Source organism: Halalkalibaculum sp. DA384 (genome assembly GCF_043951955.1).
Classification (GTDB): Bacteria; Bacteroidota; Rhodothermia; order Balneolales; family Balneolaceae; genus JAMQKA01.
Map to the genome: position 1 here is coordinate 36,634 of NZ_JBINJE010000030.1, position 14,183 is coordinate 50,816.

11 protein-coding genes are annotated in these 14,183 nt (G+C 52.2%); 5 read left to right on the forward strand and 6 right to left on the reverse strand.

Annotation, left to right across the window (positions count from 1 at the left end; genetic code table 11):
- Nucleotides 1-36 precede the first annotated feature (36 nt).
- The 4 genes from ACG2E4_RS14700 to ACG2E4_RS14715 all read right to left on the reverse strand — a co-directional run bounded on the left by ACG2E4_RS14700 (nucleotide 37) and on the right by ACG2E4_RS14715 (nucleotide 7,240).
- A complete protein-coding gene (locus ACG2E4_RS14700; RefSeq protein ID WP_395277008.1) occupies nucleotides 37-1,602 on the reverse strand; it encodes a M81 family metallopeptidase in 1,566 nt (521 codons plus the stop codon).
- Between the two features lie 298 nt (nucleotides 1,603-1,900).
- Nucleotides 1,901-3,865, reverse strand: a complete 1,965-nt coding sequence (gene nagB, locus ACG2E4_RS14705) for a glucosamine-6-phosphate deaminase (RefSeq protein ID WP_395260865.1) — start codon at nucleotides 3,863-3,865, stop codon at nucleotides 1,901-1,903.
- Nucleotides 3,866-4,187: 322 nt separating this feature from the next.
- Nucleotides 4,188-5,522 carry a Gfo/Idh/MocA family protein gene (locus tag ACG2E4_RS14710; RefSeq protein ID WP_395277009.1) on the reverse strand — a complete coding sequence of 445 codons (1,335 nt, stop codon included), beginning with the start codon at nucleotides 5,520-5,522 and terminating at the stop codon, nucleotides 4,188-4,190.
- A 194-nt stretch (nucleotides 5,523-5,716) separates the two neighbouring features.
- Nucleotides 5,717-7,240, reverse strand: coding sequence for an arylsulfatase (locus ACG2E4_RS14715; protein ID WP_395277010.1), 1,524 nt, complete (start codon nucleotides 7,238-7,240; stop codon nucleotides 5,717-5,719).
- A gap of 506 nt (nucleotides 7,241-7,746) precedes the next feature.
- Between ACG2E4_RS14715 and ACG2E4_RS14720 the strand changes: the two genes are divergently transcribed.
- From ACG2E4_RS14720 to ACG2E4_RS14740, 5 genes are read left to right on the forward strand one after another with little or no spacing between them, the layout of a single operon-like run.
- Nucleotides 7,747-8,928 (forward strand): SIS domain-containing protein, encoded by a 1,182-nt coding sequence (locus ACG2E4_RS14720; protein WP_395277011.1) that lies wholly within the window; start codon nucleotides 7,747-7,749, stop codon nucleotides 8,926-8,928.
- Between the two features lie 14 nt (nucleotides 8,929-8,942).
- Nucleotides 8,943-9,872 (forward strand): 1-phosphofructokinase family hexose kinase, encoded by a 930-nt coding sequence (locus ACG2E4_RS14725; RefSeq protein ID WP_395277012.1) that lies wholly within the window; start codon nucleotides 8,943-8,945, stop codon nucleotides 9,870-9,872.
- Nucleotides 9,869-10,846 (forward strand): carbohydrate kinase family protein, encoded by a 978-nt coding sequence (locus tag ACG2E4_RS14730; protein ID WP_395277013.1) that lies wholly within the window; start codon nucleotides 9,869-9,871, stop codon nucleotides 10,844-10,846. The genes ACG2E4_RS14725 and ACG2E4_RS14730 overlap by 4 nt, the downstream gene beginning before the upstream one ends.
- On the forward strand, nucleotides 10,830-11,651 hold the full coding sequence (locus ACG2E4_RS14735; RefSeq protein WP_395277014.1) for a ketose-bisphosphate aldolase: 822 nt from the start codon (nucleotides 10,830-10,832) through the stop codon (nucleotides 11,649-11,651). Before ACG2E4_RS14730 ends, ACG2E4_RS14735 begins: the two co-directional genes overlap by 17 nt.
- A gap of 11 nt (nucleotides 11,652-11,662) precedes the next feature.
- Nucleotides 11,663-12,655, forward strand: a complete 993-nt coding sequence (locus tag ACG2E4_RS14740) for an amidohydrolase family protein (protein ID WP_395277015.1) — start codon at nucleotides 11,663-11,665, stop codon at nucleotides 12,653-12,655.
- A gap of 28 nt (nucleotides 12,656-12,683) precedes the next feature.
- On the opposite strand, the gene agaR is transcribed toward ACG2E4_RS14740, so the two are convergent.
- The gene (gene agaR, locus ACG2E4_RS14745) at nucleotides 12,684-13,448 is read right to left on the reverse strand and encodes a transcriptional repressor AgaR (RefSeq protein ID WP_395260853.1); all 765 of its coding nucleotides are present in this window, start codon (nucleotides 13,446-13,448) and stop codon (nucleotides 12,684-12,686) included.
- 569 nt (nucleotides 13,449-14,017) lie between these two features.
- Nucleotides 14,018-14,176 carry a hypothetical protein gene (locus ACG2E4_RS14750; RefSeq protein ID WP_395277016.1) on the reverse strand — a complete coding sequence of 53 codons (159 nt, stop codon included), beginning with the start codon at nucleotides 14,174-14,176 and terminating at the stop codon, nucleotides 14,018-14,020.
- Nucleotides 14,177-14,183 lie beyond the last annotated feature (7 nt).

The window sequence follows — 14,183 nt, forward strand, 5'->3', positions numbered from 1 at the left end:
AACAGCCGCCGGTAGCCGGATTGAACCTGATTCTGTCTATAATTCATCCGAAGCAGGTATCAACCGAGCTTCCAGGTTGGGATCCTCCATGTCTTCGTCCAGTGGGAACATCGGCCTTTGAATTCTCTCATAATTCAGCCGTTCCAGGTCCTGATCCACCCCGCCGGGTGTCAATGCCATGATCCAACCCTCCTGCATCTCGTATAACTCCGGAACCAGGTACCCGATTTTGACGACCACAACATCGGTTTCCCGGGGATTGAGTCCGAGGCGCGTAAAATCATCCTCATGATGATACGGCTTCCGCTTCTTGGTTACGATCACATTTACGCTGCCAATTTTTACCACCACTTCCGTTTCAGCATCCCGGTCGCCGTGTTCAATCGCCGTTACGGTCCCGGTAAGTTGTATCGGGGGAGAAAACCGGTCATCTACCTGAGCCCCGGCATATGCGCTGACTTCGCCCCCCACGCCCACCTGCACGGCTTGCTCCACCAGTTTCGGTCCCGGTAAGGAGGCATATATCAGGGAAGGGCCGTCTGCCGACTTGAACTCAGGTCGTTCCAAAATTCTTCTCAACGTCCACGTTACATCCCCGGCGCCCCCGGCAGTTGGATTATCTCCCATATCACTGATGAAGAAGGGGCTCTTATCACTGGCAATAGCCTTGTCCAGGCTTTTCTGGAGGGATGCCGTGGGAGCGATAAATTCAAATTCATCCCGCACCTCCCAAAAACTGGTGGCGAGTTCTTCAGCGGTACTTGTCACTTTTTCCCTGTCATCCCCGGTAACCATGACCGCGGCATGATTACGAGGTTCGTCCGCCCAGGCGTATCCCACCCAGATAGCTGCATCGATTACTCCTTCCTGGTTGGCTGCCGGGGCGACTTTCGCATATAAACTTTTTGCGGGATCCACTCTCGTACTTGTTTTTTCACCCGGCAGCAGTATCGGCACCGGAATCCACGCTTTATATTCGGGCTTGCCTTTTCCACTCTCGATCCTCTCCAGCAGATTTTCCACCGCCCGTTTTTTCGACTCCAGCGCATCTTCATGCGGAGCCATCCTGTAGCAGGTAATAAGGTCGGTATTCCTGGCCAGCCGCCTGGAGACATTCCCATGCAGGTCCATCGAGGTTGAAATAATGGTTTCCTCCCCTACAACTTCCCGGACCCTGGTGATAAAATCTCCCTCCGGGTCATCGAGACCAACCACACTCATCGCCCCGTGAATATCGAAGAACAGCCCGTCATAAGGGCCGTTCTCCCTGAGCCTGTCAAGCGTCTCTGTTACCAGCGACTCGTACGCTTCCCTCGTTACTATGCCCCCCGGCAGTGCATGTCCCCTGAGTGTCGGAATCCAGTGGGCGCGTTTTCGATTCAGCGAGTCGGGGGCCAAAAAGGGATAAAAGGAGAACACGTCATCTCCTCTCCGGGCGTGGAACGCCTCTTCATGGGTAACGGCGGGAGAAAAGGTGCTTGATTCAATGGCCAGGCCCGCAATAGCGATACGGGGCAGATCCTCCTGCTGCCTGTTATCACTTGATTCGCTGCATCCCGCGATTATAATCAGTAAAGCCCAAAAGTAGGACACTTTTTTCATCTCGATCGTTTTACTTTACACTGTGATTTGTTTGTTTTGTTCAAAAAGCGATAAAACCCGACGTTTTGCAAAGTTTTTACTGACAGGAATGATTTTATGAGGGTTTTGCAAACCCTCAATTCCTCTTTTGGGAGTTGTGCTTCCGTTTAAAAGGGGAATAAGATCAGTACCCCACCTCCCAAAAATAGTGGTTCTACAATGGGGCTTTTTATATTTTCGGGGAGCAATGCAGGCCAGCTACCCGGAAATAATCGCTGCCGGAAGTTGGGATAAATCCGGCTTCTGCCACCGAATTGGCCTACAGCTGATACCGCACAAAAGCCTCTATCGCCTCATACTCGGCCAGTCCCAGCTGGTCATAAAGTTTGGCGGTATTTCGGTTTCGCGACTCCGAACGCTGCCAAAACTCCCGTTCATCGGCCCCGGGAAACAGCGGGCGATCTTTTTGCGACTGGTGTTTGAAAATAGCCTTTCGCTTTTTGGCCAGCTCTTGCGGACTCAGCGGTACGGCCATCTCAATATCGTTGATATCCCACTCCTGCCAGGCTCCGCGGTACAGCCATACGTAGCAGTCGTCGATCCAGTCATCCCCCCGGCACGCCTCAAGCGCCTGGAATATCGCCTTCAGGCATACCCGGTGGGTTCCATGCGGATCGGAAAGGTCGCCCGCAGCATAGATCTGGTTCGGTTTTACCTCCCTCAGCAGCTCCACAACGATATCAACATCATCCTGGGAGAGCGGCTTTTTCTTTACACGACCCGTCTCATAGAACGGCATATCCAAAAAGTGGAGATGATCTTCGGGCACTCCGCAGTAGCGGGCGGCCGCCTTGGCCTCTCCCCGACGTATCAGTCCCTTTATTTGCTGGACCTCTTCGGAGTCTACCTGCCCCGGCTCCTTGTTGTTCAGGAAGTTCCTGATCTCCGAGAGCATCGACTCGGCCGGCTCCTGATCCATCCCGAACAGCTCCTGGTATTCCGAGACAAAATCGGCAAAACGGATCACATCGTCGTCGAATACCGCAATATTTCCGGACACCTGGTAGGCGACATGCACCTCGTGGCCGTGCTCGGCCAGACGAATCAGCGTACCGCCCATGGAGATGACATCATCATCGGGGTGGGGACTGAAAATAAGCGCCCGTTTGGGGAAGGGAGATTTTCGCTCCGGGCGGTTGGTATCGTCGGCGTTGGGCTTGCCTCCCGGCCAGCCGGTTATGGTGTGCTGAAGCTCGTTGAACACCTTCAGATTGATATTGTAGGCCGGACCGTACTGGGTTATCAGGTCGCCCATGCCGTGCTCATTGTAATCCTCATCGGTCAGTTTCAACACCGGTTTATCCACCTGCTGGCACAACCATACCACGGCGCGGCGCATCAGCTTGTCGTCCCAGTCGCATACCCCGAGCAGCCAGGGAGTTTTCGAACGCGTCAGTTCGGCACTGGAGGCGCGGTCGAGGACCACCGTTGTATTGTCATGGTTCTGCAGGTATGTAGCCGGCACACTTTCCTTGACGGGTCCTTCCACCGCTTCCCGGATAATGGGAGCTTTTCCTTCTCCCCAGGCCATCAGAAAAATTCTGTCTGCATCCAGGATGGTACCGATTCCCATGGTGATCGCGCGGCGGGGTACATATTCCTCCCCGAAGAAGTCGCTGGCGGCATCGCGCCGGGTGATCTTGTCAAGCGTAATCAGGCGGGTGCGGGAGTCGGGCCGCGATCCCGGCTCATTGAAGCCAATATGACCGGTACGCCCGATCCCCAGCAGCTGAATATCGATTCCACCGGCTTCCACAATCTCCTCTTCGTATTGCTGGCAATATGAAGTGATCTGGTCTTCGGGAATCGTTCCGTCCGGTATGTGCACCTGGTCTTCCGGAATATCGATATGATTAAACAGGTGCTCATTCATAAAACGCACGTAGCTCTGCAGAGAATTGGGCTGCATGGGATAGTATTCGTCGAGGTTGAATGTAACAACATTGGCAAAACTCAACCCCTCCTCCCGGTGCAGTCGTACCAGTTCGTCATACACCTGTGTCGGGGTTGACCCGGTTGCCAGTCCCAGCACGGTAGTTTCGTCATTTTCGTTGCGAGTGCGAATCAAATCGGCAATTTCCATGGCCACCATTTTAGATGCTTCCCCGGCATCACCAAAGATCTGGGTGGGAATCTGCTCGTGATACGTCACCTTCTCCCGCTCATCGTAAAAAGAAAAATCGGCATTCGGATTCAATGATTCTACGTTTTTTTTACGCTTCATAGAGACAATTGGTTGTTTGAGATTATTTTCTGGAACATGTCTGTATCGGGATCTCCCCCAACAGGTTGTAACAAGCCTGCTTCGTTTGTAGCATATGGCAAACTATAGCTACTCAATTGAAAAATTACATCCGCAATATTTACTAATCATACCTATATATTGATACCGCTTGATGGTAGCAATTTCCAACCATTTTGAAAAGCTATAGGACGATTCTGGCCACATGAACTGCATGTGGCACTGGCATTGACATTTTTATTTTTACTAACAAGGGGGATCGGAGTCCTTCCCTGAACTACTTCACAGATAGCCCGATCTGATATTAATATTCCCCGTTGGGATCGAATATTCGTTTGTTGTTAATCCACTGTCCGCTGGTAAAGTCGGGAAACTCAACGGGAGATCCGCCTGCAGCGATAGAATTTTCGGAGAGCGGAAGTATTACACTCCAGGCCGCCGCATCATAAACATCCTGCGGGGTGGAGGCCTGCCGTTTTATTGATTCTACGAAGGCATTTCTTACAAAGTAATCCATCCCGCCGTGTCCAGAACCCTCCGCCTCCTGCTCCAGCCGTTTCCAGAGGTCGGCATCAAACTCATCCTGGTATTTATCGAATTCCTCCCACCTGTGGGCTTCGCTCCGCCCCCGGATATGTACTGCATCGCGTTCGAGCTCCCACAAGCCGTTCGTACCCTGTGCCCTGAATCCAAGGGAATAGGGGCGCGGAAGCGTGGTATCCAGCGTCACGATAATGGTCTCTCCCTCTGCCGTAGTAATGGTCGTTGTGATAATATCACCGGTTTTCCACTCCACATCGGCATTCGGATGATCCTCTCCCCCGTAATATTTTATGTGGCTTTCCAGTCCGCGCGACTTGGTTGCATGCGAGGTTAGCTTCACGAACCGGTTTCCGCGGTTGATATCGAGCCAGTGGGCCACCGGGCCGATCCCGTGGGTAGGATAGTGGTCGCCATTACGTTTTGTGTAATGCTTGGTCCTCCAGCTGGATACGCTGCCGGTTCCCGGCCCAAATTCCAGATCTTCATTAAAGATGAAAGGGGTCAAATCGTGCTGGTACCCACACCGGGCGTGAATCATCTCTCCGAATAGTCCCTCCCGCACCATATTCAGCACGGCCATCACATCGCGGCGGTAACACACATTTTCCAGCATCATGCAGGGCATGCCGGTTCGCTCCGAAGTGTGAACCAGCTCCCAGCAGTCTTCGATTGTCAGGGCGGCCGGGACTTCTACCCCGGCATATTTCCCATTTTTCATGGCCGCTACCGCCTGCCGGGTATGATACACCCACGGGGAAGCGATAATGACTCCGTCGAGGTCGTCTCGCTGGCAAAGGTCGTTATACTCCTCTTTATTCGAATATCCATCAGGACGCTCCTGTCCGGCCTCCTCTACCATCTTGAGCGCCCGGTTTAGATTCTCCTCGTTCGGATCCAGGATGGCATTGACCTGTACATCGTCCCGCTGCAACATGCCTCGCAGGTGACTGGTGCCACGGGAACCCACCCCCATAAATCCCAGTGATATCGTCCGGTCATCCTGTCCCCTGAGTACTGAAAAGGGGGCCATCGACAACCCCAGACCTGTCACCGCCGACGTTTTCAAGAAATCTTTCCTGTTGATTCTGTTTTCCATGACAATCAAAATTTAATCTTACTGTTGTTGTTAATTTCCTGGCTTGGGTATCCCTTCAATAACTTCATGCCAGATACATACACTCTGTCCCATTCAACAATCCACAATTTTTCATGTTTGGTCAGACCACTGTTCTTCACCTGCAGGACAAAAGAGCGGTAACTACAGAGATATTCTGCAGTCCTCATGTTTCATCAAAATAGCGTAAAGTATTCAGAAGGTGTCCGGGCCTCTTCAAAAATTTGTTTTATCTCTTCAATCACTTCAGGATGCTGCTCCGCTACGTTGTGTTTTTCCGACAGATCCCGTTCCAGGTTGTAGAGCTCAATCGGACTTTCGGGGTCCCGGCTGACATTCAGACGTACGGCCTTCCATTTTCCCATTCTGACCGCTTGTTTCCCTCCCCGTGCAGGGAACTCCCAATATAAATAGGCCCGTTCTTTTTGGCCGGGCTGATCCAGTAACGTGGGTACCATTGAAACGCCATCTGTCCTGGAAGGTAGCTGTGTGCCCGCCAGTTCGGCAAAGGTCGGCATAAAATCCTCAAACGCAGAGATATGATCGCTGGTCGCCCCTTCCTGAATCTGTCCGGGCCACCACGCTATCATCGGGACCCGGATTCCACCTTCATAGAGATCCCGTTTTATACCTCGAAGCGGTCCATTGCTGTCAAAAAAAGCGGGGTCGTGGCCTCCTTCGGAATGGGGACCGTTGTCACTGGTAAAAATCACGAGGGTTTGCTCCGCAATGTCCTGTTCCCGCAATTTCCGGATGAGGCGCCCCACATAATCATCCAGGAGCGTTATCATGGCGGCGTAGGTGGCGCGAGGCATCGGCTGAGCCGCATAATGTCCGCCTTCAAATGGTTCCTCTTTAAAGATGCTGTTCCCCTCTTCGTCAAGATACGGCTCGAGGGCCGACTCGGGCACCGTCAGGGAGGCATGGGGAATATTGAGGGGCAGGTACGCAAAAAAAGGCTGGTCTTCCACGGCCTGCCGCTCCACAAAAGAGAGCGCCTCTTCCATGATCGCATCCTGGCTGTAGGTACCCCGCTTGACGGGCGGTCCGGAGCCGGGATGCTCAAAGCCGGGCCGGGAGGTATCCCTGACTTCATTGCCTTTCAGGGGCACGCGCACCGGTTCCTTGCCCGCTTCTTCCCGAAAGAGGAACTCGGGATAAAAGAAATGGGCCCGGCGCTGCCCATTGTAACCGTAAAAATAGTCGAACCCCTGCTTGCCGGGCGATCCTTCCGATCCCGGATAGCCCAGTCCCCATTTGCCGAATGCACCGGTTTTGTAGCCCGCTTCTTGTAACAGCTCCGCCACGGTAACCACGCTGTCGGGAATCGGAAACTGGCCAATCGGATTATGCTCGCGGTTTCCCCGAATAGGTGTATGACCGGTGTGCAATCCTGTCATCAATACTGAGCGCGAGGGTGCACATACGGTGCTGCCAGAATAATGCTGGGTGAAACGCATACCCCCTGCTGCCAGCTGGTCCAGGTACGGCGTCTTGATCTGCTGCTGTCCGTACGAGCCGAGATCGCCATACCCAAGGTCATCGGCCATAATAAAGACAATATTTGGTTTTCGGGTATCCGGTTCCCCGTCCCCTTCAGAATCGCCGGTACAGCTCACAAAAACAAAAAGTAATATTAACGGCACTGTCCAGGAAAAAGTAGAGGGGTGTTCTGCCCCGCTGGTTATGGTCTTCTGCATAATCTTTAGTTTTGATAACGAATGTTATATTAGGCCACGATTCCGTGGGCTGTACATCATCCCGAATCGGCTACCCTGCGAGCCCCGTAGCCGGATTCTCCATTTGATCATATCATAGGTCTCTTTTATGCCATATTCAAAGGAAATATTAGCATCAGGCTTCCAGTGAAAGGCAAATCAGGAAATCACTCCTCCAAACGGTCTGTCAACATCCCAACAAAGGATTCTCTCAGCGGGACAGCCTTACTCAGTCCCGGCTGCCATCTGTTCAGGAAACAAAACGAAAAAACACGTTTTGTGATTGTTATTTCAACATGAAAGGGAAAGACAATTTTCACATTTCGATTTCTTCCATAAATCTAACATCTATTGAATAAAATGCAACAAATTATTTATATGGCCTTGACATGGGACATTTTATCTTTCGTTTTGTTATTTCGTTGAACTTGGTTTATACTGTGATTAACAAACAATGTAGACTTTAGACTAACTGAATTAGCTTTTTCATGAGTAACCTATTTTTGCCTGAAAGGGCACCACTTGATGATGAAACAGGCAGGTTTACCTCCGCCGAGATCGCTCGTCAGCCGGAGACCTGGGAAAAAACCTGGACCGATCTTCGGGCCCAAAAAAAAGAGATCGCTTCTTTCCTTGAGGGTATTCTGGCCCATGAAGATCTGAATATCGTACTGACGGGGGCTGGATCCTCTGCTTTTATCGGCGATTCGGTCGCTTCGACCTGGCAACGGGTCTTTTCAAGAAACGCCCGGGCCGTTCCCACCACCGACCTGGTTACTGATTTTGACGAGCTTATTCTCACCTCTCAGCCGCTGCTGCTCATTTCATTCGGTCGCTCGGGCAACAGTCCCGAAAGCAGGGCGGTTGTGGATATTGCAAATCGCAAGTGTGATCAAGTCTTTCATTTACTTATCACCTGCAATCCCGAGGGGGAGCTGGCGCAGATGAAAAGCCGGGACAACAGCTTTGTATTTCTGCTGCCGGAGGGGGCCGAAGATCAGAGCCTGGCGATGACGAACAGTTTCACGAGCATGGCGCTGGCGGCGCTGCTGATTCCCTCCCTGTTCGAAGCCGCCGACGAAGAGATTACTCGCCAGATACAGGCACTTGCCCGCACCGGAAACCGAATTATCGGGGATTTCTCCGAACGGCTTTTCAATATCGCGGAAACCGATTTCTCGCGTATCGTATTTTTGGGCAGTGGTCCCCTGCTGGGAATAGCGCGGGAATCTCACCTGAAAGTACAGGAATTGACCAATGGCCGTGTCGTTGGCAAGTTTGATTCCTTTCTCGGGTTCAGGCACGGTCCCAAAGCTATTATCAACGACGAAACGCTGCTGGTTTACCTGCTTTCCAACGACGAGCAAACGCGCAGGTATGAACGCGACCTGGTACAGCAAATTGCGCGGCACGATATTGATGTAATCACCGCGGCGGTGGCAGATCGGCGATTCGGCGATCTGAATGCGATCGATTTCATGATTCAGCCCGGGGATGAGAACCAGCTTGACAATCATTTCTGGGCCATCCTCTGCACACTGCCATCCCAGATAATCGGGTTTTACAAGTCTATTCAGCTCTCGCTCAACCCCGATAATCCCTCTCCCGAGGGTACTATCTCCCGGGTGGTGGAGGGTGTCAGAATATACAGCGAACCTGCTGTTCATTAACGACCCGATCTGTTATGATCCTTGCCGTCTGTGCCAATCCCTCGGTAGATTCCTTTTGGTCATTCAATGATATTGACCGCGGAACGACGAATCGCTCGTCCGGAGAATCTTTTTTCCCCGGAGGCAAGGGGATCCACGTGGCTTTTGCGCTGCGCGAGCTGGGTGAAGAGGTAACCGTACTTGGAGTGTGGGGCGGCGAGACGGGCCGATGGCTACAGGAATCGTGCCGAAATAACCAGGTTCCCACCCTCGGACCCAGCGTTCCCGGCTGGACCCGTATCTGTATCACCAACCGCTCATCCACCTCGTGGAATGAAACCGAGCTGCTCGGGGCGGGACCCGAGCTGACATCCGGGCAGACAGAGCAGTTTACCGCCGATTTCCGGAACTGTATCGAAGAACGATCTCCCGAAGCGGTGGTATTGAGCGGATCGGCCGCCCGCGGTTTTGACGATACTCTTTACCTCGAACTGGCATCTATTTCAGACAGGGCCGACATTCCCGTATTTGTCGATGCCTCCGGGCCGCTACTGGACCACGCTTTAAAGAAGCAGCCCAGAGCTGTTCACATCAATCAGCATGAAGGACATGAACTCAGTGGAAAGGAAGATCCAGCAGAAATAGTCCGCTGGCTCGCCGCAAATTGCACCATTGCAGCCGTTACGGCCGGAAGCGAGGGATTATACCTTTGCGTGGAAGACCACCTCTACCACGCCCGCCACGACCTCGACCAATCAACCGTCACCAGTACCGTCGGGGCGGGAGACTGTCTTGTTGCCGGGCTGTGCAGGGCATGGGTGACTACAGAAGATCCTTGCTACTGGGCCCGGTACGCCACGGCATGCGGAAGCGCCAACTGCATACATCCCGAACTGGGACTGCTTAAAGCCGAAGACGTCAACCAAATTTTGCCGAATGTAACGATAGATATTCTTGAATTATGACTTCAAAGAGACAAAGTATTGAGCTGTTGGTCGCAGGTGAACTGAACATGGACCTTATCCTGGATGATCTCGAATCGTTTCCGGAGCTGGAGAAGGAAAAAATCGCCGGGGATATGAACCTCACACTCGGCAGCTCCTCTGCCATCTTTGCCGCCAACATCGCGCGGCTCGGTATCTCCACCCGCTTTTGCGGGCTGGTCGGGAGTGATAGTTTTGGCACCCAGGTGATCTCCCAGCTACAAGATTTCGGGGTTGAGACAGATCGAATACGTATTTCAGATCGCCATAAAACCGGGCTCACGGCGATCATCCGGTTCAACAACTCCCGCGCGATGGTTACCTATCCGGGGGCCATGTCCCAGTTTTCGGATGCCGATATCCCGGATGAAGCTTTTCGCGAAGCCCGCCACCTGCATATCTCCTCCATTTTTTTGCAGCCGGGGATCAAGCGAGATTTGATTAATATTGTTCAGCGGGCTAAATCCAGCGGCATGACCGTATCTATAGATCCCCAATGGGATCCCGATGAAAAATGGGACCTCAACCTTTCCCAACTTTTGAAACAGATCGACTTTTTTCTTCCCAACGAGGCGGAGTTCCTGCAGTATACCAAGGCATCCTCGGTTGAAGATGGGCTGGAAAAATTACGCCCGGCTACCAACGCAGCTGTAATCGTCAAACGGGGCACTCGTGGCGCGACATTTTTGAAGGAGGGAACCATCGAAACCGTCCCGGCTTATATTAATGAAGATCCCGTAGATGCCGTCGGGGCGGGAGACAGTTTTAATGCCGGTTTCATCTACCGCTTTTTGAAAGGAGACTCCATCGAGCAGTCGGTGGCGTTCGCCAACCTGGCGGGAGCGGTATCCACGACCCAGGCCGGAGGCACTGCCGCCATTACCAGTATCGATGAGGTACTTCACATTGCCAACCAAAAATTTTCAACAACCAAATTCGATGAAATTACAAGATAAATTCAAGGAACTGCACAAGAAGAACAGAGCGCTGTTGGCTGTCAATTTTTACAATTTTGAGACGTTGTCGGCCATACTTCGAGCTGCAGCGAGCCTGCAGCAGCCCATTATCCTGCAGACGACCAAACGCACCATCGAGTACCTGGGCCTGGAGGTCACCACCAGCCTGGCGCGGGCCGCAACACAGCAATATGGCGTGGAGGCCTGGCTGCATCTCGACCACGCCCAGGATATCGATCTGATCAAGCGCGCCCTGGATGCCGGCTACGATTCCGTCATGATCGATGCCAGCGAGCAGCCGATCGAAGAAAACAGGAAGCTCAGCCGGCAGGTGGTGGAGATGGCCCGGCCGTACGGGGCCAATGTAGAGGCGGAACTGGGATATATCGCCAAGCTGGGGCAGTCGAAAGAGGAGGTCGCCTTCACCCAGCCCGGGGAAGCGAAAACCTTTGTCGAGGCGACCGGCATCGATGCCCTGGCTGTGGCGATCGGCTCCGCCCACGGATTTTATGACAGGGAGCCCGAGCTGGATATCGATCTCCTGGCTAACATACATAAAGCGACGCCTGCCGCCCTTGTTCTTCACGGGGGGTCCGGCATCCCGGATAAGCAGATCCAGGAGGCTGTGCAAAATGGTATTCGCAAGATCAACCTTGCCACCGAAGTAAAAAACGGCTTTATGAACACGCTCCGGGAAGAGCTTCCAAAGTCGGATGAGATCGATCTCCGCAAGGTTTTTCCCCCGGCAATCGCTCACGTAGAGCAGCTGTTAAAAAATAAAATTGAGATGTTAAACCAGGCATAAACCCTCACCTCATGCTGTCGATCCGTTCATTTCCAAAAATTGACGCCCATATTCACTTTAACGCCGACCGCGGAGACCTGCTCGCACTTGCCGGGGAGTACGATTTTTCGGTGCTGACCATCAACACCGAAGTGCCCGAGTTCCCCCCCATAGAGCAGCAGCGGCAACTGGCCCTGAAGTACGGTCCATCTTCTGTAACCGACCTCTGGCACGCCGCGACGGTTTCTACAGAAGAGGTATTTGAAAAGAAATGGGCAGACCAGGCCATTTCCAGCATTACAAAAAAAATGAGCGAGGGAGCCTGCGGAATCAAATTCTGGAAAAATATCGGTATGTCTATTCAACGCCCTGATGGTTCGTTCCTTATGCCTGATGACGCCGAACTGGTACCGGTTTTTGAATTTCTGGAGGAGCAACACATACCGGTACTGGGTCACCAGGGCGAACCCAAAAACTGCTGGCTGCCGGTTGAGGAGATGACGGTAAAAAGCGATCGCGACTACTTTTCCCGGCACCCTCGCTATCACATGTACAAGCAGCCCGACTACCCGGATTACCGGGATCATATTGAATCTCGGGATCACCTGCTGGAACGGCACCCCGAGCTCCGGTTTGTAGGCCTGCACCTGGCCAGCCTGGAATGGAGTCTTGATGAGGTTGCCCGGCGGCTCGACACTTTCCCAAATTTGGCTGTGGATCTGGCCGAACGGTTTTCACATCTCTACTACCACGCTGCCCGTGACCACGAACAGGTCGTTCGCTTTTTCCGGGAATACCAGGACCGCATCATCTACGGGACCGATATTATTGATGACCCCGATCAGGATGCTGAGGCCATTCTCCGGGAGCTGAAAGACCGATGGGAGATGCACTGGAAATTCTTGGCAACGGACCAACAGCTCCGTTCTTCTCAAATTGAAGAACCGTTTAATGGATTGGCACTGCCCCAACCGGTTCTTGAAAAAATTTATCGATCAAACGCCCTGCGGTGGTATCGATTGTAAGAGCAGTTCATTGCCTGGAGCAACTGTGCTATACTTTAACTACCAGCAGATCCTGTTTTTTGAGTTTGTCCTCAAACTCCTCCGAAATATTAACATCGGTAATAACCGTATCAACAGGATCTAAATTGCAGATGTACGAAAAGCTGTGTCGGCCAAACTTCGTGGAATCCATAACCGCGATTACCGTATTCGAGCGCTCCACCATAATACGATTTAATTGAGCTTCAAGGGGATTCGAAGTGGTAAGCCCGTGCTCCAGGTCCAGTCCGTCTGCCCCCAGGAACAGCTTGTCAAAGTAATAGTTCTGCATGGTTCGCTCGGCTTCGGGTCCCACCAGCGAGTAGGATTTGTTCCGCAAAACGCCCCCCGTCAGCATTACCTGCATATCCTCCGAACCGATCAGCTCCATCGCAATATTGATGGCGTTGCTCATGACGGTAAGGTTCTGTTTGCCTTTGATCCGGAGGGCGATCTCCCGGGTAGTGGAACCGGAGTCGAGGATGATCGATTCATTGTCTTGTATTAGTCCCGCCGCGTATTCCCCGATCCGGCGTTTCTCTTCAATATTCAGCTTCTCCTTCTCCTCTATCGATGGATCGTTATAAACGTTATTCAGCAACAACGCTCCCCCATACGTCCGGTGAATAAGCCCCTTTTCCTCAAAAAAATCCAGGTCATTCCGGATCGTGACGCTGGACACTTCAAACTCCTCACTCAGTTCGTCAACGCGTACCGAACCTTCACTTCGGATCTTTTGGAGGATCCGATCCCGCCTGTCTACTGTAGATTTCATCTATCTGAATCTTTTTTCATGTTCGTACTTCCCTTTCCCTGTAAGCAAGAGCCTCGAAAACCTTTTACCAGTTTTCGAATTGATGTTATTTTACGCCGTGTTTGGATTCCCCGGCGCTGCAGTTCCGGTCAACTCTGATTGTTCAACCCGTCCAGGCACTCAATAAAATGAAAAAGACCCTGGGTTTGAAAAATCAACGGAATATAAAATCTGAATTCATACTTTAAAAGGTTCTTTTCCAGCTCCACAGCTGGATAAAGCGATCCCACTATCAAGGTTTTCAGCTATCTGTTTTACCGGTGTCACTATTTTACCCTGTCACAGGTTGATAGAAAGGATTCCCAAATTCTTGGGTCAGTTACCTGCGTCATTGCCTATACAGGCATCACTGTTGGTCCTCCACAGACTGTTAGCACACCGCTGAACAATAATGACAGAACAAAAAGATTAGCCGCAATGATTTTTCGACAGGATATCCCGGTTCCTCGAACGCCTGCTAGTAAATCCGGTTCAAGAATCGGTGAGATCGAAATCGAGGGACTTTCGGTGCCCTTTATAGAATCACAGACTTATTCTGTCAACGATCCTTTATTTACATTAACCGGAGGGCCCGTCGTATCCCGGTATTGAGTCCGCAGGTCGCGCAGCCGTTCTTTCAGCTCCCGCGTCCGCTGGGCGTATTCCGGCTGCCCGTACAGGTTGTTCAGCTCCATCGGATCCTCCTGCAGGTCGTAT

Bases quoted from the DNA above. Each gene is read 5' to 3' on its own strand.
- ACG2E4_RS14700 (WP_395277008.1), bottom strand. From the start codon at position 1,602: ATGAAAAAAGTGTCCTACTTTTGGGCTTTACTGATTATAATCGCGGGA.
- nagB (WP_395260865.1), bottom strand. From the start codon at position 3,865: ATGAAGCGTAAAAAAAACGTAGAATCATTGAATCCGAATGCCGATTTT.
- ACG2E4_RS14710 (WP_395277009.1), bottom strand. From the start codon at position 5,522: ATGGAAAACAGAATCAACAGGAAAGATTTCTTGAAAACGTCGGCGGTG.
- ACG2E4_RS14715 (WP_395277010.1), bottom strand. From the start codon at position 7,240: ATGCAGAAGACCATAACCAGCGGGGCAGAACACCCCTCTACTTTTTCC.
- ACG2E4_RS14720 (WP_395277011.1), top strand. From the start codon at position 7,747: ATGAGTAACCTATTTTTGCCTGAAAGGGCACCACTTGATGATGAAACA.
- ACG2E4_RS14725 (WP_395277012.1), top strand. From the start codon at position 8,943: ATGATCCTTGCCGTCTGTGCCAATCCCTCGGTAGATTCCTTTTGGTCA.
- ACG2E4_RS14730 (WP_395277013.1), top strand. From the start codon at position 9,869: ATGACTTCAAAGAGACAAAGTATTGAGCTGTTGGTCGCAGGTGAACTG.
- ACG2E4_RS14735 (WP_395277014.1), top strand. From the start codon at position 10,830: ATGAAATTACAAGATAAATTCAAGGAACTGCACAAGAAGAACAGAGCG.
- ACG2E4_RS14740 (WP_395277015.1), top strand. From the start codon at position 11,663: ATGCTGTCGATCCGTTCATTTCCAAAAATTGACGCCCATATTCACTTT.
- agaR (WP_395260853.1), bottom strand. From the start codon at position 13,448: ATGAAATCTACAGTAGACAGGCGGGATCGGATCCTCCAAAAGATCCGA.